19 protein-coding genes and 1 pseudogene are annotated in these 17,509 nt (G+C 68.8%); 8 read left to right on the top strand and 12 right to left on the bottom strand.

Going from position 1 to position 17,509, the window contains the following annotated elements; all coding sequences use genetic code 11:
• Position 1: 1 nt before the first annotated feature.
• Positions 2 to 313 carry an H-NS histone family protein gene (locus AAIL68_RS03625; protein WP_347138137.1) on the top strand — a complete coding sequence of 104 codons (312 nt, stop codon included), beginning with the start codon at positions 2 to 4 and terminating at the stop codon, positions 311 to 313.
• 41 nt (positions 314 to 354) lie between these two features.
• Here AAIL68_RS03625 and AAIL68_RS03620 read toward each other — a convergent pair whose 3' ends face one another.
• From AAIL68_RS03620 to AAIL68_RS03610, 3 genes are all read right to left on the bottom strand, one after another.
• On the bottom strand, positions 355 to 963 hold the full coding sequence (locus AAIL68_RS03620) for an HD family hydrolase (protein ID WP_347138136.1): 609 nt from the start codon (positions 961 to 963) through the stop codon (positions 355 to 357).
• A gap of 4 nt (positions 964 to 967) precedes the next feature.
• On the bottom strand, positions 968 to 1,480 hold the full coding sequence (gene secB, locus AAIL68_RS03615) for a protein-export chaperone SecB (protein WP_347138135.1): 513 nt from the start codon (positions 1,478 to 1,480) through the stop codon (positions 968 to 970).
• A gap of 70 nt (positions 1,481 to 1,550) precedes the next feature.
• Positions 1,551 to 2,084 carry an FxsA family protein gene (locus tag AAIL68_RS03610; protein WP_347138134.1) on the bottom strand — a complete coding sequence of 178 codons (534 nt, stop codon included), beginning with the start codon at positions 2,082 to 2,084 and terminating at the stop codon, positions 1,551 to 1,553.
• A 107-nt stretch (positions 2,085 to 2,191) separates the two neighbouring features.
• Here AAIL68_RS03610 and AAIL68_RS03605 point away from each other — a divergent pair, with 107 nt between their 5' ends.
• Positions 2,192 to 2,848 carry a Tim44/TimA family putative adaptor protein gene (locus tag AAIL68_RS03605; protein ID WP_347138132.1) on the top strand — a complete coding sequence of 219 codons (657 nt, stop codon included), beginning with the start codon at positions 2,192 to 2,194 and terminating at the stop codon, positions 2,846 to 2,848.
• Positions 2,848 to 3,435 (top strand): Smr/MutS family protein, encoded by a 588-nt coding sequence (locus AAIL68_RS03600; RefSeq protein WP_347138131.1) that lies wholly within the window; start codon positions 2,848 to 2,850, stop codon positions 3,433 to 3,435. The genes AAIL68_RS03605 and AAIL68_RS03600 overlap by 1 nt, the downstream gene beginning before the upstream one ends.
• 20 nt (positions 3,436 to 3,455) lie before the next feature.
• Here AAIL68_RS03600 and AAIL68_RS03595 read toward each other — a convergent pair whose 3' ends face one another.
• From AAIL68_RS03595 to hslU, 3 genes are all read right to left on the bottom strand, one after another.
• Positions 3,456 to 4,529 (bottom strand): alpha/beta fold hydrolase, encoded by a 1,074-nt coding sequence (locus AAIL68_RS03595; RefSeq protein ID WP_347138129.1) that lies wholly within the window; start codon positions 4,527 to 4,529, stop codon positions 3,456 to 3,458.
• A gap of 74 nt (positions 4,530 to 4,603) precedes the next feature.
• Positions 4,604 to 4,780, bottom strand: coding sequence for a PLD nuclease N-terminal domain-containing protein (locus tag AAIL68_RS03590; RefSeq protein ID WP_347138128.1), 177 nt, complete (start codon positions 4,778 to 4,780; stop codon positions 4,604 to 4,606).
• Positions 4,781 to 4,834: 54 nt separating this feature from the next.
• Positions 4,835 to 6,142 carry an ATP-dependent protease ATPase subunit HslU gene (hslU, locus tag AAIL68_RS03585; protein WP_347138127.1) on the bottom strand — a complete coding sequence of 436 codons (1,308 nt, stop codon included), beginning with the start codon at positions 6,140 to 6,142 and terminating at the stop codon, positions 4,835 to 4,837.
• A 148-nt stretch (positions 6,143 to 6,290) separates the two neighbouring features.
• Here hslU and AAIL68_RS03580 point away from each other — a divergent pair, with 148 nt between their 5' ends.
• The 5 genes and pseudogenes from AAIL68_RS03580 to AAIL68_RS03560 all read left to right on the top strand — a co-directional run bounded on the left by AAIL68_RS03580 (position 6,291) and on the right by AAIL68_RS03560 (position 7,917).
• Complete coding sequence (locus AAIL68_RS03580) at positions 6,291 to 6,602, top strand: BrnT family toxin (RefSeq protein WP_347138126.1); 312 nt, start codon at positions 6,291 to 6,293, stop codon at positions 6,600 to 6,602.
• Positions 6,586 to 6,825, top strand: a complete 240-nt coding sequence (locus tag AAIL68_RS03575; RefSeq protein WP_347138125.1) for a BrnA antitoxin family protein — start codon at positions 6,586 to 6,588, stop codon at positions 6,823 to 6,825. Before AAIL68_RS03580 ends, AAIL68_RS03575 begins: the two co-directional genes overlap by 17 nt.
• Before the next feature lie 7 nt (positions 6,826 to 6,832).
• Complete coding sequence (locus AAIL68_RS03570) at positions 6,833 to 7,096, top strand: GNAT family N-acetyltransferase (RefSeq protein ID WP_347138124.1); 264 nt, start codon at positions 6,833 to 6,835, stop codon at positions 7,094 to 7,096.
• On the top strand, positions 7,096 to 7,410 hold the full coding sequence (locus AAIL68_RS03565) for a GNAT family N-acetyltransferase (protein WP_347138123.1): 315 nt from the start codon (positions 7,096 to 7,098) through the stop codon (positions 7,408 to 7,410). The genes AAIL68_RS03570 and AAIL68_RS03565 overlap by 1 nt, the downstream gene beginning before the upstream one ends.
• Before the next feature lie 15 nt (positions 7,411 to 7,425).
• Positions 7,426 to 7,917: pseudogene (locus tag AAIL68_RS03560) on the top strand (pyridoxamine 5'-phosphate oxidase family protein).
• 44 nt (positions 7,918 to 7,961) lie between these two features.
• Here the strand turns inward: AAIL68_RS03560 and hslV are convergent.
• From hslV to tsaE, 6 genes are all read right to left on the bottom strand, one after another.
• Positions 7,962 to 8,519 (bottom strand): ATP-dependent protease subunit HslV, encoded by a 558-nt coding sequence (gene hslV, locus AAIL68_RS03555; RefSeq protein WP_347138122.1) that lies wholly within the window; start codon positions 8,517 to 8,519, stop codon positions 7,962 to 7,964.
• A 186-nt stretch (positions 8,520 to 8,705) separates the two neighbouring features.
• On the bottom strand, positions 8,706 to 9,026 hold the full coding sequence (gene trxA / locus AAIL68_RS03550) for a thioredoxin (protein ID WP_347138121.1): 321 nt from the start codon (positions 9,024 to 9,026) through the stop codon (positions 8,706 to 8,708).
• Between the two features lie 63 nt (positions 9,027 to 9,089).
• Entirely contained in the window at positions 9,090 to 12,473 is a 3,384-nt protein-coding gene (gene addA / locus AAIL68_RS03545) for a double-strand break repair helicase AddA (RefSeq protein ID WP_347138120.1), read from the bottom strand.
• Positions 12,466 to 15,411, bottom strand: a complete 2,946-nt coding sequence (gene addB / locus AAIL68_RS03540) for a double-strand break repair protein AddB (protein WP_347138119.1) — start codon at positions 15,409 to 15,411, stop codon at positions 12,466 to 12,468. Before addB ends, addA begins: the two co-directional genes overlap by 8 nt.
• Complete coding sequence (locus AAIL68_RS03535) at positions 15,404 to 16,072, bottom strand: nucleotidyltransferase family protein (RefSeq protein WP_347138118.1); 669 nt, start codon at positions 16,070 to 16,072, stop codon at positions 15,404 to 15,406. The genes addB and AAIL68_RS03535 overlap by 8 nt, the downstream gene beginning before the upstream one ends.
• Complete coding sequence (gene tsaE, locus AAIL68_RS03530; protein ID WP_347138117.1) at positions 16,060 to 17,460, bottom strand: tRNA (adenosine(37)-N6)-threonylcarbamoyltransferase complex ATPase subunit type 1 TsaE; 1,401 nt, start codon at positions 17,458 to 17,460, stop codon at positions 16,060 to 16,062. The genes AAIL68_RS03535 and tsaE overlap by 13 nt, the downstream gene beginning before the upstream one ends.
• Positions 17,461 to 17,509 lie beyond the last annotated feature (49 nt).

The following is a 17,509-nucleotide window of genomic DNA, read 5'->3' as shown; positions in this document are numbered from 1 at the left end:
AATGAACCTAGACCTGGACAAGATGACGCTTAAGGAACTGCGTGATCTTCGGGGAAAACTGGACCGCGCAATTAATTCCTATGAAGACCGCAAACGCCGCGAAGCCCTGGCCGCGATCGAGGAAGCGGCGCGGGAACACGGTTTCAATCTTTCCGATCTGACGGGTTCGAAACCCCGCCGCTCGGGAACGGTGGCGCCGAAATATGCAAATCCCGAAGATCCGACGATGACCTGGACCGGCCGCGGCCGCAAACCCCGCTGGGTTCAGGACAGCCTTGAAGGCGGCAAGCAGTTGGAAGACCTGCTGATCTGACCGCGTTTTTGGGAAAGGCCGTCCCGCCGGGGCGGCCTTTCCTATGCAGCCCCGCCGTCTTCGCCCATCAGTTCCCCGAACCGTTTCAGGAATGCCTCGCGCGCTTCGGCTGGAGGGCGTAATTGAATGTGCAATACGGACAAAATAGCCTCGTTTTGCAGGGGAAACAGGCGCTTTGCCTCGGGCACGGCAAAGCCCGCGATTTGAACGGCCTCAAGCCGGGCTGAAATACGGTCGGCCGTCTTGATTTTAACCTTTATTGCCGCGGGAATTGCGGCGGGCAGGCCGAAGCGGCGGTGGATGGCTGCGGTCAGCCGTTCATCCATGCGGCCATATTCCGCGCCAAGCGCGGCCTTGACCGGCGAAATCATGTCTCCGATCACATATTCCGGCGCATCGTGCAAAAGCGCGGCCAATTGCCAGCGGGCTTCAATGCCGGGATTCAGGCGGCCCAGGATATCCTCGACCAGCAGGGAATGTTCGGCGACGGAATAAGGCCAGTCCCCCTGGGTCTGGCCGTTCCAGCGGGCCACGAAGGCCAGCCCATGGGCGATGTCGGTGATCTCGATATCGACGGGCGTCGGATCCAGCAGATCCAGACGCCGGCCCGACAGCATCCGCTGCCAGGCCCGGCGCGGTCGTGGCGCCATTGGTTCAGGACAGGCGCTGATCGGCGGGTGCGCCCGCTTGGGCCTGCGCGCGACGGGCCAGTTCCTGGCGATACAATGCAACGAAATCGACCGGGTCCATGTTGAAGGGCGGGAAGCCCCCGTCCCGCGTCACGTCGGAAATGATGCGCCGCACGAAGGGGAACAGCATCCGCGGGCATTCGATCATCAGGAAGGGATGCATCTGGTCCTCGGGCACGCCCTCGATCAGGAAGACCCCGCCATAATCCAGCTCGGCCAGGAACAGGGTCGAGTTGTCGCCCTTGTTGGTCGAGGTGACGCGGAACTTGGAAATCACCTCGTACTGGTTGTCGCCCGCGCGCTTGCGGGCATCCAGGCTGACCTGGACGGTGATCTCGGGCTGGACCTCGCCCTGGGGCGCGCCCTTGGTGGCGACGGCGTTTTCAAAGGACAGATCGCGGATATATTGCGCCAGGATCTGCATGCGCACCTGCGGCGCCGCCTGCGCCGTTCCGTTGGCGGTGTTTTCGTCGGCCATGGGGTTCTTCCTTGAGGACATGTCTTGGCCGGTTTCTAGCAGGCGCGGCAGCCGTTCTCAATCCGGCGCCTCAATGCCGCGTCCAGCCGGAACTGCCGCGCCGGTTCGGCTGATCGCCCGCCAGATCCTCGGGCAGGTCCAGGGGCGGGCGCGGGGCGCGGGCGGGGGGATCGTCCTCGACCACGTAATCGGCGTCGATCACCCCGTCGGCATAGGGCGGGCGATGCGCCTCGCGCCGGCCCGAGTGGACGGTGCGGACCCCCATCCGCCGCCCGGCCTGCCGCATCACCAGGTCGCGCACCGGCGGGATCAGCAGCAGAAGGGCGACGATGTCGGTGAAAAAGCCCGGCACGATCAGCAGCAGGCCCGCCACCATCAGCATCATGCCATGCGCCAGGGGGCGCGACGGGTCGCGCAACTGCGCAAGGCTCCGCTGCGCTTCCAGCCAGGCATGGGCGCCCTGACTGCGGATCACGGCCATCCCTGCGACGGCCGCCAGCACCACCAGCCCCAGGGTCGCCCAGACGCCGATCAGCCCGCCCACCTGGATGAACAGCGCGATCTCGACGATGGGCAGCGCCACGAACAGCCACAACAGCCACATGCCAATTCCTTTCCGGGTTCGGGGGATAACTGGACTTGCCCCGGCCCAATCCCTACATAATGGCGCAGATCGCAGTTACCAGCCAAGACGGATAAGAGGCCAATCGCATGAACAACCCGTTGCTTCAGTTGCTTGTCCTGGCCGGGATCGCGATTTTCCTGATCCTGCGGCTGCGCAACGTGCTGGGCACCCGCGACGGGTTCGAGCCCCCGCAGGTCGAGGCCCCGGACCGCCCCCGCCCGCGCTTCGACGTGATCGAGGGCACGCCCGAGGAGCCCGACCACGACATCCTGGACCATGCCGAGGCGGGCAGCGCCACCGCCAGGGCCCTGGCCGCGATGAAGGCTGTCGAGCCGTCCTTTGGCGTGATGGATTTCCTGAATGGCGCGAAATCGGCCTATGAGATGATCCTGATGGCCTTCGAACGCGGCGATCTGTCGGATGTCCGGCCCTTCCTGGCCGAACCCGTGGCCGCCGCCCTCCAGTCGGTCATCGACGCGCGCGCGGCGAATGGCCACACGGTCACGGCCCAGTATATCGGCACACGCGAAACTGCCCTTGCGGGCGCCGAATACGATACCGCCACCGGCATGGCCCAGGTGACGGTCCGCTTCGTGGGCGAGTTGATCGCGGCCACCCGCGACGCGGCGGGCAATGTGGTCGAAGGCGATCCCAAGGCCGCGCGCAAGCAGCGCGACACCTGGACCTTCGCCCGCCGCATGGGCCAGGACGATCCGAACTGGCAGCTGGTCGCGACCGGCTGATGGGCCGCCGGCAAGGTCGGCAGGGTGGTCTGACCCCGGAGGACAGGGAACTGTGGGCGCGCGTCGCCCGCACCGCCGTGCCGATGCATCCCGAACGGCCCAAGCCCGTGGAGCCCGAAGCGCGCCCGGCCCCCAAGCCCGCCGCGCCGCGCCCGCGCATTCCCGATTTCAGCATCGGCCAGATGGCGGCTCCGAAGCCCGCCGCACTGCCCGCACCTTCCAGCCCCGCGCAGCGTCTGGCGCAGCAGGCCCTGCGCATGGACCACAAGATCCACCGCCGCATGTCACAGGGGAAGCTTCCGCCCGAGGCGCGGCTGGACCTGCATGGCATGACGCTGGCCGCCGCCCATCCCGAACTGATCGGCTTCATCCTGTCCTGCCATGCCAGGGGGCACCGGCTGGTGCTGGTCATCACCGGCAAGGGCAAGGGCGATCACGGCCCGCTGCCCACCCGGCCCGGCGCCCTGCGCCATCAGGTGCCGCACTGGCTGCATATGCCGCCGCTGTCGGCGGTGGTCCAGCAGGTCACCCCCGCCCATTACCGCCACGGCGGCGAGGGCGCCTATTACGTCTATCTGCGCCGGTAGGGCGGGTTCCACCCTGTCCCCTATGACGCGGGCGACAGCACAACCTGTACCGCGCGTTCGACCCGGCTGACCGCGCCTGCGATAAGGCCGGGATGGACCCCGCCTTCGTCCGGCAGTGTCCAGTCCATGTCGCGCAGGCCCACCAGGAGCTTCTGCAAGGCAGGCGAATCGGCGATGTCGAAATGACCCGAGCCCGTGCTGAAGGCGGCGGTGTCCATCACCACCACGTCCAGGTCCGCGACCGGCCGGGCGTCGGGGATATTGCCCAGCCGCAACGGCTCATCCGAGATCAGGGCCGAAAGCTGCAAGGTCCGGTCGCGGGGCGAAGTGACAATGACGAAGGGCCTGGGCAGCGGCCCGATGGCGCGGACCTGCGACCGGAACAGCCGCAGGTCCAGGTCGGGGGCCATCAGCACCACGCCGTCGATGCGGTCGATCACGTCGCGCCGCCCGCCGATCGCCAGTTGCCGCAGCCCTTCCATCAGCAGTTGCGCGCCCATGGAATGGGCCATCAGGACGATCCTGTCCCGCCCGCGAACCCCGTCCAGCAGCGCGATGGTTTCCACCAGCCCGTCGCGCGAATACAGCGCCGCATCCCGGTCGCCCGAATAGGCATAGGGCTTCATGCGCGAGGGCCAGGAAAAATGCGCGTGGATGCCGGGCAGGTGCAGGTCATGGGCCAGTTGCGCGCTGCGATAGACGCCTTCGGCGAAGCTGTAGTTGTAGCCATGCACGAACAGGATGATGGCGCGGTCTTCCGCCGGGCGACCGGCCAGCTCATCCTCGATGGCGCGGCGAAAGCCCTCGGGGCCCCCAAAGCGGCCGCCGCCCGTCACCATGAACTGCGCCGCCGGATCGGCCCTCTGTCCGACCGAGGGATAGGCCAGCGTCCCCGCCTTGCGGTCGAGCGGCACGGCCACGTCGATGCGCGAGAACCAGAGGCTCGGCAGGCTTTCGCCCGTGACACTGCGCTGCGAGGCGACCCAGATCGCCTCGTCCGCCGCCACCGGCGCGCCGGGCGGGGCCATCACAAGCGCCCCGCGCGGCGCGCAGGAGGCCAGGATCATGACTGCGCAAAGCAGAAGATGCCGCATGGGAAACGCCCGGAAACCGATGCGGCCATCCTGTCAAGGAAACCGGCGCGAAGTCCAGCGTTCCGGCGGGGCGCTCAGCCGTAATTCGCCTTGGGGCCCGCGAAATACCAGATAATGAGGCCCAGCACCGGCAGGATCGCGATCAGGGCGATCCACAGGATCTTGGTCCCCAAGCTGGTATTCGTGTTGATGACGGACGCGATGGCCCAGACATCCAGCACGAAGATGATGATCCCGAAGACGTAACCCATGGTCAGACCCCCTTGTTGCGGGGGGCCAACCCGGAACCGCGCGGGGCGGTTCCGTTACAGGACGTAGCGCGACAGATCCGTGGACCGCGCCAGGTCGCCCAGGTGGCGTTCGACATAGGCGGCATCGACCTGCACCGTCTCACCCTCCTTGTCGGGCGCGCTGAAGGACAGTTCCTCGAAGACGCGCTCGATCACGGTATACAGGCGGCGCGCGCCGATGTTCTCGACCGAGGCGTTCACCTCGGCCGCGATGCGGGCCAGGGCGGCGATGCCGTCGTCGGCAAAGCCCACGGTCACGCCCTCGGTCGCCATCAGCGCGGTGTATTGGCGCGTCAGGGCGTTGTCGGTTTCGGTCAGGATGCGGATGAAGTCGTCCTCGGTCAGCGCGCGCAGTTCCACGCGGATCGGCAACCGGCCCTGCAGTTCCGGCAGCAGGTCGCTGGGCTTGGCGACGTGGAAGGCGCCCGAGGCGATGAACAGGATATGGTCGGTCTTGACCGGGCCGTATTTGGTGGAAACCGTCGTGCCCTCGATCAGCGGCAGCAGGTCGCGCTGCACGCCCTCGCGGCTGACATCGCCGCCGCGCGCGTCTGCCCGCGCGCAGACCTTGTCGATCTCGTCGATGAAGACGATGCCGTTTTGCTGGACCGCGTCCAAGGCGGCGGCCTTGACGGCGTCGTCGTCCAGAAGCTTGTCGGCTTCCTCGGCGATCAGCAGGTCATAGCTTTCGGCCACGCTGACCTTGCGCCGCACGCGCCGCCCGCCAAAGGCCTTCATCAGCCCCGACAGATCCATCATGCCGCCCAGCGACTGGCCCGGCTGGCCGGGGATCTCCATCGCGCCCAGGGGGTTCGAGGTATCCTGCACCTCAAGCTCGATCACGGTATCGTCCAACTCGCCGCGCTTCAGCTTGTCGCGGAACATCTGGCGGGTGCCGTCACGGGCGTCCTTGCCGGCCAGGGCCTCGATCACGCGATCCTCGGCCGACTTGTGGGCGCGGGCCTTGACCGCCTCGCGCATCCGGTCGCGGGTGTCGATCATGGCGGCGTCGGTCAGGTCGCGGATGATCTGTTCCACGTCGCGGCCGACATAGCCGACCTCGGTGAACTTGGTCGCCTCGACCTTGATGAAGGGGGCATTGGCAAGCTTTGCCAGGCGGCGGCTGATCTCGGTCTTGCCGACGCCGGTGGGGCCGATCATCAGGATGTTCTTGGGATAGACTTCGTCGCGCAGGTCGTCGCCCAGTTGCTTGCGGCGCCAGCGGTTGCGCAGGGCCACCGCCACGGCGCGCTTGGCGTCCTTCTGGCCAATGATGAAGCGGTCCAGTTCGGAGACGATCTCGCGCGGGGTCAGGTCGGTCATGGGTCTGCCTTTGTTCAGTTGACCCGCAGATAAACAGTCGGTGCGCGGTTTTGAAGGGTTGCGAAAGGGAGATACAATCTGTATATACAAACCAGAACAACGCACAGGACGTGCTTCGTTCTCCACAAGCGGAATTTGGAGATCGGTCATGTCCGAAGACGACAGCGTTTTTGAGTGGGACGAGGCCAAGCGTCTCAAGACGATCGAAAAGCACGGGATTGACTTCACCCGCGCCACTCAGGTCTTTGAGGGGCCGCATCTGGAAACAGAGGCACGTAGCGTGGATGAGGTGCGCCGGACTGCAATCGGCAAGATTGGCGATCATGTGATTGCGGGGATTTTTACACGGCGCGGCAATGTCATCAGGATCATCACGGCCCGGAGGGCACGACGAAATGAAAGAGAAGCTTTCCGGTCCTTATACGGCGGCTCAGATTCGGCAGATGGAAGATCGGACTGACTGGGACCGCCTTGCCCGCGAAGGCGATTTCGAGGGCGAGGACGAGGATGATTTCGAGGTGGACTGGTCCACCGCGCGTTTGGTGATCCCCGAACCCAAGAAGGCGGTGTCGATCCGCATCGACCCGGACGTGCTGGATTTCTTCAAGGCGCAGGGCAAGGGCTATCAGACGCGGATGAACGCGGTGCTGCGCGCCTATATGGAGGCGAAGAAGGCGGGTTGATGCTGGAGTGACCGGGCCGGGCCTGACCTTCGTTCCCGTCACCGCTGCCGACCTGCCGCTGCTGGCGGCCTGGATGGACCAGCCGCATTGGCGCGAATGGTGGAGCGCGGATGTCGAGACCGAACTTGGCTATCTCCGCGACATCATCGAGGGGCGCGACAGCACGCGGGCCTTTCTGTTCCACCTGGACGGCCAGCCCACCGGCTATATCCAGTCTGGCGTGTTGCCGACGCGCGGGTGGAGCCCTGGCTGTCCGACGCGCCCTGGGTGATGGAGCTGCCCAACGATGCGGTGGGCGTCGATCTGTCCATCGGTCCGCCGGACAAGCTGTCGCGGGGGATCGGCTCCCAGATCCTGGCGCGCTTTGTGGCGATGCTGCGGGCCGAGGGACATCGCAGCATCATCATCGATCCCGACATCGCCAACCACCGGGCGATCCGGGCTTATCGCAAGGCGGGGTTCCGCGAGATTGCGGAACTGGCTGGCCGCACGGGCGATTGTCTTCTGATGCGCCACGAGGAGCAGGACGACGCCAAGCCCGCCGGGGAACAACCGGGCGGGCGCCACGTTGGCCCGGACACCTGATACCCGGAGGAGCCGATGCCCAAGCCCGACGCGTTGAAAGCCCGCCTGTGGAAAGCCCTCCGGTCCGACATGACCGTGATGCTGGGTCTTGCGGGCGGCGAACACGGCCATGCCCGGCCCATGACCTCGCAGACCGAGGAAGGCGATCACGGGCCGCTGTGGTTCTTCACCTCCAGGGACAACGCACTGGTGGAAAAGCTGGCGGGCGGTTCGCAGGATGCCGGCGTACAGGTCGTGTCCAAGGGTCATGACCTCTGAGCCTCGATCGAGGGCATGCTGACCGAGGACACCGATCCAGCCATCGCGGACCGGCTGTGGAGCGCCCATGTCGCCGCCTGGTGCGAAGGGGGCAAGGACGACCCGAAGCTGGCCTTGCTGCGCTTCGACCCGCAGAAAGCCGAGATCTGGCTGGATGCCTCCAGCATCGTCGCGGGCGTCCTAGTGGCCCTTGGCATCAGCGACCCCAAGGAAAGCTACAAGGACAACGTGGGCACCGTCCGGCTGTAGCCTTTCCGCCGGATACCGGGCCTGCGCCCAGTATCCGCGCGCTTTCAGGCGCTGATCGTTTCAACCGTCAGGTTGCCGTTCGTATAGACGCAGATGTCCGCCGCGATCGCCATGGCCTTGCGGGCCACGCCTTCGGCGTCCAGGCCGCTTTCCAGCAGGCCCCGCGCGGCGGCAAGGGCGAAGTTGCCGCCCGAACCGATGGCGGCCACGTCATGTTCGGGTTCCAGCACGTCGCCCGCGCCGGTCACGACATAAAGCCCCTGCCCGTCGGTGACGATCAGCATGGCCTCCAGGTTGCGCAGGTACTTGTCCATGCGCCAGTCCTTGGCCAGATCGACGCAGGCGCGCTGCAACTGGCCGGGGGCGGCTTCCAGCTTCTTTTCCAGCCGCTCCAGCAGGGTGAAGGCGTCGGCGGTCGATCCGGCAAAGCCCACCACCACGTCGCGCCCGCCGGGGGTCAGGCGGCGCACCTTGCGGGCCGTGCCCTTCATCACCGTCTGGCCGACGCTGACCTGCCCGTCGCCCGCGACCACCACCTTGCCGCCGCGCCGCACCGCCAGGATCGTGGTGCCGTGCCAGCCGGGAAATCTGTCATCCGCCATAAGGTCTTCCTTCCGTTTGGGGTTCCAGATAGGACCGCGCCGCCCCCTTCGCAAGCCATGGCCCGCCTGCGGCCCCGGACCCGCCTGGACCGGGTCGCCGGACGCGGACGAACGCCTGCGGGCGGCCATGAAAAAGGGCGGCTGGCCCGTCTGGACCCGCCGCCCCCGATCATCGCCAGGGACGGATCAGATCGATTCCTCGATCCAGCTTTTCAGCGCGGCTTTCGGCGCGGCGCCCATGCGGTTCGACACGACTTCGCCGCCCTTGAACATGAACAGGGCCGGGATGCCGCGCACGCCAAGGGCGGCGGCCTGTTCCTGGTTCTCGTCGATATTGACCTTCACGATCTTCACCTTGCCCGCGTATTCCTCGGACAGTTCCTCCAGCGCGGGGCCGATCTGCTTGCAGGGGCCGCACCATTCCGCCCAGAAGTCCACGATGACGGGGGTGCCGGACTGGCGGACTTCGGTGTCGAACTGGCTGTCGGTGACGGCTTTGGTGGCCATGGAAACACTCCTTCAAGGGTGGATGCCGGGCAGGGGCGCGGCGAAAAGGCTTCGTTCCAACAGCTATGAAGCCATGACCCTCCGGTCAAGGGCTGCGTCAAGACCCGCCATGGTCCGGTCCAGGACCGGATCGGGGATCGTCATCAGGCTGCGGGTGGTGGTCCACAGCACGGCGATCTCGACCGGGCGGGTGGGCCAGATCATCCGCAGCGCGGCGCGATAGGCCGCCAATTGCCGCAGGATCCCCTCGGGCGTGTCCTCGGGGCGGTCGGGAACCAGCGCGTTCGACTTGTAGTCCACGGCCAGGATGCGTGTATCGGTCAGGATCAGCCGGTCGATGCTGCCATGGACCGTGCCGATACCCGGCAGAGGGGCGGTCAGCGCCACCTCGGTCAGGATCTGGGCCGTAGGATCGGGGGCCATCACCTGGGCCAGGTCGGGGGCATGGATCACCGCCGCGGCCTCGGCCAGAAGGTCCGCCTGCTCGGCGGCGTCGGGCAAGCCCCCTTCGGCCCCGGCCAGCAGCGCGCGGCTGACGCGCGGCCAGTCGGCGGCGGGCTGGTGGGGCAGGTGTTCCAGCAGCAGGTGCAGCCGGGTGCCGCGCAGCATGGCGGCATCGGGGTCGGCGTCATCGGACGGGGCGCCGATCACCTTGGCGCCGCCAAGCGCGGTTGCGGCAATGGCCAGGTCGCGCGGTGGCGGCGGGGTCGCGCGGCGCTGCGCCCATTCCGGCGCCTGCGCGGACGAGGCGAGCGTCACCTCGGCCGCGACAGGCCCCTCGGGCCAGGCGCCGAAGAACAGCCGCTGGCCGGTGCCGATACCGTCGATCTCGATGGGCGCGCGCTCCAGCGTGCAGCGTTCGGCGCCGACGGCGATCATCGAATGCCACGACTCCAGCCCCGATCCGCAATCGCCCGCCGCCGCCACGATCAGCCAGCTTTCGGCCCGCGTCATCGCCACATACAGCAGGCGGCGGCGTTCCTCCTCTTGCCGCTGTTCCAGGTCGGCCACGGCCAGGGCCACGGGGTCGGAGCGTTCGGCCGACAGCCCGCGCCAGGCGGGCATGTCGTCCAGGCGGATCAGCGGCTGGCCACGGCCGGGCTTGCGCTTCCTGGTTTCGGGCAGGATCACCACCGGGCTTTCCAGGCCCTTCGATCCATGCACGGTCATCACCCGGATCAGCCCGTTCGCGCCCCCCGGCATCTGCCGCTTGATCTGCACGTCGTCGCTGCCCAGCCAGACCAGGAAGCCCGTCAAGGACGGCGTTTCCACGCGGTCATAGGCCAGGGCCTGCGACAGAAGTTCGTCGATGCCGTCCTCGGCCTCGGGGCCCAGCCGCGCCAGAAGCGCCGCGCGTCCCCCGTGGCGGACCAGCAGGCGAGAGATCAGGTCATAGGGGCGCAGGTGATCGGCCTGGGTCAGCAGGTCGAACAGCACCTCGAAGGCCTTGCGGTGATGCGATTCCCGCAGCCGCTGCCACAGCGTCTGCCGCCCCCGGCCGACGGCCAGGCGGTACAGGTCATCCTCGGTCAGCCCGAACAGTGGCGATTTCAGCACGGCGGCCAGGCACAGGTCGTCTTCCGGGGTCGAGGCGACGGAGAGCGTGGCGGTGATGTCGCGCACCGCCAGTTCGGCCGCCAGCTTCAGCCGGTCGGCTCCGGCCACGGGCAGGCCCGCCGCCTTCAACTCGCGGATCAGGTCGTCGAACAGCCCCGCCCGCCGCTGGACGAGGATCTGGATGTCGCCCGGCCCGATGGCGCGGACCTCTCCCGAGCGCACATCGGTGATGGGCGTGCCGATGATCGCCTTGACCTCGCGCGCCACCGCGCGGGCCAGTTGCGTGTCGGCGGCGTTCTCGGCCGGGGCATCGACGGGCTGGGTCCAGTCGCCGTGATCGGGCTTTTCGGGTTCGGGCAGGGGCGGCCAGATGTCCACCCGGCCGGGCATCGTGGCGCGGAAGGCGATATGGCGGGGCGGATCGCCCAGACCCTGCGCCCCGTCGCCCGAAAAGACCGTATCGACCAGCGACAGGATCGCCGGAGAGGACCGGAACGAATGGGCCAGCCCGCGCTGCTGCATGGGCTGGGCCACGGCCTCGAAATCCTGGCGGAAGCGGTCGCGGACCGATTCGAAGACGGCGATGTCGGCGCCCTGGAAGGAATAGATCGACTGCTTGGGATCGCCCACCACGAACAGCGTGCGGGGCCGGTCATGCGCCCCCTCGCCGCTGGTGAATTCGTCCGTCAGCCGCCGGATCACCCGCCATTGCTCGGGGCTGGTGTCCTGGGCCTCATCGACCAGGATATGGTCGATGCCGCCGTCCAGCCGCCACAGCACCCATTGCGCCATGCTGGATTCGTCCAGCAGGTCGGCGGTGCGGCGGATCAGGTCGTCGAAGTCCAGCCAGCCATGGGTGGCCTTCTCGATCGCCAGGCGGCGGGTGAAGTCATGGCCGAAGCGGTGCAGCGCCAGGGTCTTTTCCGCAAGCGCCAGCCCCATGCAGAGCGGGCGGGCATGTGCCACGCGCTGCATCAAATCCTCGAAATCCGCCATGAAGGGGGCGCAGCGGCCTTCCCGCAGGGCCTTGGTGGGGATGTCGCCGATCTTGGGGCCGAAGGGCACGCGGGCAGTGGCCCCGAACAGCAGGCATTTGCACAAAAGATGCAGGTCGGGCAGGCCCGGATCGCGCCAGTTGCCCTGCGCAAGCTGTTCGGCCAGCTTGCTGTCCTTGGCGCCGCTGCCCCCCAGGATCGGAACCAGGGCCGCGAACAGGTCGGCCTCGCCCCCGTCGAAGACCTGGGCCAGCAGCGCGTCGCGGTCGAGGCCCGGCGGCAGGCCCATGGACCGCCAGATCGGCCCAGGCTGGGGCTCGCGCGGGAAATCCGCCTCGGACAGCCCGGCCAGGAAGGCGTCCAGGTTGTCGCCCGACACCAGCGCCGTCAGGTCGCGGATCGAGGGGACGCCTTCCGCCGCCATATCCTCGACGACCTGGGCGCGCAGGGCGCGGGCGGAACGGTCGTCCAGTTCCATGAAGCCCATGGGCACGCCCGCTTCCAGCGGAAAGCGCCGCAGCAGCGCCGCGCAGAAGCTGTGGATGGTCTGCACCTTCAGCCCGCCCGGCGTCTCGATGGCGCGGGCGAACAGGCGGCGGGCCTGGGCCAGATCGGGGTCGCCCCCTTCGCCCAGGTCCGCCAGTTCGCGGCGCAGGTCCGGTTCGGGCAGCATCGCCCATTGGCCCAGGCGTTTCAGCAGGCGGTTCTGCATCTCGGTCGCGGCGGCCTTGGTATAGGTCAGGCACAGGATGCGTTCGGGCGCGGTCCCCGCCAGCAGCAGGCGCGCCACCCGGTCGGTCAGCACGCGGGTCTTGCCGGATCCCGCATTGGCCGTCAGCCAGGTGGAGCGGGCGGGATCGGCCGCCGCGATCTGGTTCAGGGTCGCTTCATCCATGGTCACCCACCCTTTCCACGCGCGGCGCATCGGCCAGCGACCATTCGCCGTATCGCGCCAGGTGATCGTAATCGCCCGCATAGCTGGTCTGTTCGGGCGCGCGCATCGAGGTGAAGCCGATTTCCCCCGACAGATAGGCCGCGACCAGCCGCACGAAGCCGTCCCAGTTCTCGGCCTCCAGTTCCGGGGAATGGTCGCGGTGATGGGTCTCTCCCTCGCCGCCCAGCTGGATATAGCGGATGCCCGCCACCTCTGCCGGGCCAAGGGCGTCGAAGCCGCCGCGCCGGGCCATCGCGGCCTCGAGGATCAACTGCTTGTCGAAGGCCGCGATCTGCTTGTCGGTGGGCGGCTTGCCGGACTTGTAGTCATAGATCATCACGCTGCCGTCCCCCAGCAGGTCGATCCGGTCGGGTCGCGCCGTCAGGGTGAAATCCATCCCCGCCAGCGCCACCCGCCCGCGTTTTTCCACCACGATCGGGCGGCCTTCGGAGAGGCGGGCCAGTTCGTCCGCGACGATCCGGTCGGCGATGCGCTCCATCCGCGCGGCCCAGAAGGCGCGGGCGGTGGGCCAGGGCACCTCGCGGACCAGCACCTCGGCGGTCAGGCGCAGGAACTGCGCCTTCAGGACGGCGGGCGGGGTGTCGGGCGCGGGGTTCGACCGGACCATGGCCTCGACGATGGAATGCAGCGTCTGGCCGCGCAGGCTGGCATCGGGTTCGGGCCGCAGCGCGGGCAGCGGGCGCAGGCCCAGGACGCGTTTCGCATAAACCGCATAGGGGTCGCGGATCAGCAGGGACACATCGGTGACCGGCAGTTCGCGGAAGGGCTGCGGGGGCGGGATGGGCGAAGGCCGGGGCGCGGGCCGCGCCGCCCCTGCGGGATGGGACACCGCGCGGGCGCGGGCCAGCCACAGGTCGCCCCGCGCGCGCATCGCCGCAAGCGCCTGCGGGCCGCGCCGTTCGGGAAGGCCGCCCATCAGGTTGGTCAGCCGGTTCAGCCAGCGCGACGGGATCGTCTCGGCCTCGGCATCGCGGCGGGCGCGGGTCAGGATCACCTGCGGCAGGCCCATCACCTGCTGGAAGTCATGGGCGGCCAGGCCAATCTGGCGTTCCGGCAGGGGCAGGCCCGCCGCCGCACGCATGGGGCGCGACAGCCAGGGATCGGGCGACAGGGCCTGCGGCCAGCCGCCTTCGTTCAGGCCCGACAGGATCACGGTGCCGTCGCCGACGATCCGCGCCTCGCGCGGGCCGCGGATATGCAGGTAATAGGCGTCGCCCTCGACCCGGACGGATTGCTGGCCCATCTCGTCCAGGATCAGGGCGCAGAACTCGGCCGCGCTGAGGCTGGGGCCTTCCGCCGCATGTTCGGCCAGATGGTCCATCGTCGCCCGCAGCAGGGGACCGCCCCGATCCTCCCACAGCTTCGAGGCGGCAGCGCTGCCCCCCGGCCCTGCGGCAAGCGCATCGGCAAGGGCGATCAGGTCGCGCAGCCGGTCGGGAAGGGGGCGTTCGGCGCGGTCTTTGGCCAGCGGGGTGATGCGGTCCAGCATTCCGGCCAGCCATTCCGCCCAGGTCTTGCGCTGCTTGTCGCCCCGCGCGGCCCAGTCGCGCAGGCACGGGCCGTCGGGAAAGGCCGGGCCGTTGTGGCGCAGTTCCAGTTCCAGCTGGCGCGCCAGAAGCCGCGCCTCGTTGGCACCGACCAGGGGGGATCCCGTGACCGACAGGGGATGCTTCAGCAGGATCAGCAGACGGTCGATGGTCAGGGGCTGTCCGAACAGGGCGGCGACCTGGCGCAGGAACAGACCGGGCGCGGTCAGCGACAGCGGCTGGCCCGCGCTTTCGTCGGGACGCAGGTGCCAGCGGTCCAGGGCGGCGTTCACCCGGCGGACCAGGTTGCCGTCGGCGGCGATCAGGGTTGCCGGTTCGTGCCGTTCCGCCGCGTCGCGCAGCAGCAGCGCGATCACCTCGGCCTCCTGGCCGGGCTGGTCGGCCTCGATCAGGGTCAGCCCCTGGGTGGGCGCCATCAGGTCGGGCAGGCGCGGGCCTTCCGCGATCCACTGGTCGGTCACGGGCGCGGGCCGCAGCGCCAGAGAGATCAGCCGGTTGCGGTCGGGCACGGGGGGCTGGGTGTCCGTCCATCGCGCCGGATGGCCCAGGGCCCGGATCAGGGGCGCGAAGCGGGCCTGGGGGTGATCGTCGGTGCCCTGCTCCAGGCTGTCCCAGACCGATTGCGGCTGGTCGAAGTCAAAGCCCGGCAGCACCACCGCGCCTTCGGGCAGGGCGGCCACGGCCTCCATGAACAGCCGGGTTCCGCCATGCGATCCGGTCGAGCCCGCGACGATCACCGGCCCCTGCGGCAGGTTGAGGCCCTGCGCCCAGTCCCGGCACAGGGTTTCGGCCGCAAGGCGCTGGCGCGCCGCGCGGTCCACCGGTACCCCTTCCAGGTGGAAGCGAGCGGCGATGCGCAGGAATGCCAGGGCGTTCTGCCAGTGGCGCGCGTGATCGCCCGTGTCGATGCCTTCCAGGGCGTCGGCGCCCAGTCCTTCATACTGCATTTCCTGCATCAGACCGGACAGCGACCGCGCCAGGCTGGCGATGGAATGGCCCGCCGCCAGGTCGCGCCGCGCATCCAGCAGCTTTGCCACCAGCCGGGCCAGTTGCAGCCGCCGGGCCAGGGGCGCTGCTTCCGCCTGCCCCAGCATGGCGGGCGCCTCAAGGTTCGTGACCGGCAGAAGGCGCGGCAGCAGCAGGGGCCCGCGCTTGTCGAAGGCGCATTTCATCTCGGCCAGGGTGCGCGAGGCATTGGCATAGATGGTGACGCGGGCCATGGCCTCGGGCGGCTGGCCGGCCATGCGGTCCAGAAAGCCGTCCACGAATTCGCGGGCGAAATCGGTGCCGGGCGGCAGGCCGTAAAGGCCGCGGAAGACGGGATCAGCCATCGAGCATCCTTTCCGCCAGGGGAATCGCTTGCGGATAGCCCACGTCGCACCAGCCGCCGGGATGGGTGATGCCGAAGGCGCGGCCATCGGCGATCAGCAGATCCCACAGGCGGTTCAGCGAAAACACCCGGTCGGGGATCCCGGCCAGCCGGTCGGGGCGGATGATCTGCGCGCCGCCATAGACGTGATCGCCCCGGCGGGTGATCCGGCCATCGGCGTCCAGGGCGAAATCCCCGGCGCCCTGCCGCCCGGTTGCCCGGTCCAGCGGCACCAGCATCAGCAGCGCGTCCATGTCGTCGCGCCAGGCCGCATCCAGCGCGGCCAGCGGGTTCGGCCCGGTCCAGACCACGTCGGGGTTCAGCGTCATCACCGGACCTTGGCCCAGCAGCGGCAGGGCCTGGCGCAGCCCGCCGCCGGTATCCAGGATTTCGCCTGGCTCATGGCTGACCGCCACGTCGCCGCCCGCCAGATGGGCGGCGATCCGGTCGCCCAGGTAATGGGTGTTGACGACCACCGGCCCGGCGCCCGCTGCCCGGCCCAGATCCAGCGCACGGTCCAGCAGGGTCCGGCCGGCGACCGGGATCAGCGGCTTCGGGCAGTTGTCCGTCAGCGGGCGCATCCGCGTGCCAAGCCCTGCGGCAAAGATCATCAGCGGGCGCATCGGGCACGGATCCTTTCGACGGTGGCGGCGTCGGGCGCGGGCAGGGCGGCGACGGCCTGCGCCAGCGGCGCAAGCGCCGGATGGCCGAGGTTGCGCTGGATATATCCCCAGACGCGGGGCATGAAGTCCAGGTATCGCGTCTTGCCGTCGCGCAGGCACAGCCGCGTGAAGATGCCCATGATCCGCAAATTCCGCTGCGCCCCCAGCAGGGCATAGGCCGCGCGGAAGCGGTCCCCGTCCAACCCCGTCGCGGCCAGATAGCGGGCGATGCAGGCGGCCTCGATCTGCGGGTCCACATCGCGGCGCGCGTCCTGCAGGGCCGACACCAGGTCATAGGCCGGATGGCACGCCACCGCATCCTGATAGTCGATCAGGCCCAGGGCCGCATCGCCCCGCCAGATCAGGTTTTCCGCGTGAAAGTCGCGCAGCGACAGGACGGGGGGCATATCGGCGGCCAGTTCCGCGTGCAGGCGGGCGATCAGGGGGGCGATCTCCTCTCCGCCCGTGGCGCCCGCCGCCTGCGGATACCAGTCCGCGAACAGGCCCACCTGTTCGGCCAGCACCGGCCCGTCCAGCGGCGCCACGAAAGCGGGGACCGCATGGCGGTGCAGATCGACCAGGAAATCCGCGATCCGGTCATAGACCCTGGGCGCCATCGCAGCGTCACGTTCCAGCACGCGGGCGACCAGGTCGTCGCCCAGATCCTCGACCAGCAGCAGGCCCGCCCTCTGGTCCTGCGCCAGGATCGCAGGCGCGCCGAAGCCGTGGCCGCGCAGCCAGTCCGTCATCGCAACGAAAGGCGCGCAGGCCCCCGACGGATCGTCCATCAGCACCGCGCTGCCCTGCGGTCCCACCAGCCGGAAATAGCGCCGGGCCGAGGCATCCCCCGCCAGCGGCAGCACCCGCGCCTCGGCCCAACCGGCGCCTGCCACGAAGGTGGCGCGGGCCGCGATGCGGGCGGCGTCGGGCGCAATCAGGGTGATCTGGCGCAGGTCGGGGTTCGCATGGGCGGCGATGGCGACGGTGATGGCGCCGTCCGGCAGCCGCTCCAGCCGGTCGGGCCATTCGATCAGGCAGATGGCGTCGGTCAACGCCTCCTCCAGCCCCAGTTCGGCCAGTTCCGAAGGGTCGGTCAGGCGATAGAGGTCGGCGTGCCAGATCTCGAACCCCAGCGGGTCGTCATAGGTCTGGACCAGCGTGAAGGTGGGGCTTGGCACATCCTCGGCCGCATCGCCCTGCCGGGCGCGGATGAAGGCGCGGGCGAAATGGGTCTTGCCCGCCCCGACCGGCCCGTCCAGCAGCACCGTCCGGCCGGGCCGCAGGGTGGCGGCCAGCATCCGTGCCAGGGCGGCGGTCAGGTCTTCGTCTGCAATCAGGCGCGTCGTCATGGGGCTTGTTCTAGCGGCTTCGGCGCGCGGGGGGAACCATCCGTGAACG

The organism is Paracoccus sp. SSK6 (assembly GCF_039770665.1).
Taxonomy (GTDB): domain Bacteria; phylum Pseudomonadota; class Alphaproteobacteria; order Rhodobacterales; family Rhodobacteraceae; genus Paracoccus.
The sequence above is the reverse complement of the archived record's forward strand: the minus strand, read 5'-3'. Positions and strand labels throughout refer to the sequence as shown.

Excerpts from the sequence above, each read along its gene's own strand:
- AAIL68_RS03625 (WP_347138137.1), top strand. The coding sequence starts at position 2 with ATGAACCTAGACCTGGACAAGATGACGCTTAAGGAACTGCGTGATCTT.
- AAIL68_RS03620 (WP_347138136.1), bottom strand. The coding sequence starts at position 963 with ATGGCGCCACGACCGCGCCGGGCCTGGCAGCGGATGCTGTCGGGCCGG.
- secB (WP_347138135.1), bottom strand. The coding sequence starts at position 1,480 with ATGGCCGACGAAAACACCGCCAACGGAACGGCGCAGGCGGCGCCGCAG.
- AAIL68_RS03610 (WP_347138134.1), bottom strand. The coding sequence starts at position 2,084 with ATGTGGCTGTTGTGGCTGTTCGTGGCGCTGCCCATCGTCGAGATCGCG.
- AAIL68_RS03605 (WP_347138132.1), top strand. The coding sequence starts at position 2,192 with ATGAACAACCCGTTGCTTCAGTTGCTTGTCCTGGCCGGGATCGCGATT.
- AAIL68_RS03600 (WP_347138131.1), top strand. The coding sequence starts at position 2,848 with ATGGGCCGCCGGCAAGGTCGGCAGGGTGGTCTGACCCCGGAGGACAGG.
- AAIL68_RS03595 (WP_347138129.1), bottom strand. The coding sequence starts at position 4,529 with ATGCGGCATCTTCTGCTTTGCGCAGTCATGATCCTGGCCTCCTGCGCG.
- AAIL68_RS03590 (WP_347138128.1), bottom strand. The coding sequence starts at position 4,780 with ATGGGTTACGTCTTCGGGATCATCATCTTCGTGCTGGATGTCTGGGCC.
- hslU (WP_347138127.1), bottom strand. The coding sequence starts at position 6,142 with ATGACCGACCTGACCCCGCGCGAGATCGTCTCCGAACTGGACCGCTTC.
- AAIL68_RS03580 (WP_347138126.1), top strand. The coding sequence starts at position 6,291 with ATGTCCGAAGACGACAGCGTTTTTGAGTGGGACGAGGCCAAGCGTCTC.
- AAIL68_RS03575 (WP_347138125.1), top strand. The coding sequence starts at position 6,586 with ATGGAAGATCGGACTGACTGGGACCGCCTTGCCCGCGAAGGCGATTTC.
- AAIL68_RS03565 (WP_347138123.1), top strand. The coding sequence starts at position 7,096 with ATGGAGCTGCCCAACGATGCGGTGGGCGTCGATCTGTCCATCGGTCCG.
- hslV (WP_347138122.1), bottom strand. The coding sequence starts at position 8,519 with ATGGCGGATGACAGATTTCCCGGCTGGCACGGCACCACGATCCTGGCG.
- trxA (WP_347138121.1), bottom strand. The coding sequence starts at position 9,026 with ATGGCCACCAAAGCCGTCACCGACAGCCAGTTCGACACCGAAGTCCGC.
- addA (WP_347138120.1), bottom strand. The coding sequence starts at position 12,473 with ATGGATGAAGCGACCCTGAACCAGATCGCGGCGGCCGATCCCGCCCGC.
- addB (WP_347138119.1), bottom strand. The coding sequence starts at position 15,411 with ATGGCTGATCCCGTCTTCCGCGGCCTTTACGGCCTGCCGCCCGGCACC.
- AAIL68_RS03535 (WP_347138118.1), bottom strand. The coding sequence starts at position 16,072 with ATGCGCCCGCTGATGATCTTTGCCGCAGGGCTTGGCACGCGGATGCGC.
- tsaE (WP_347138117.1), bottom strand. The coding sequence starts at position 17,460 with ATGACGACGCGCCTGATTGCAGACGAAGACCTGACCGCCGCCCTGGCA.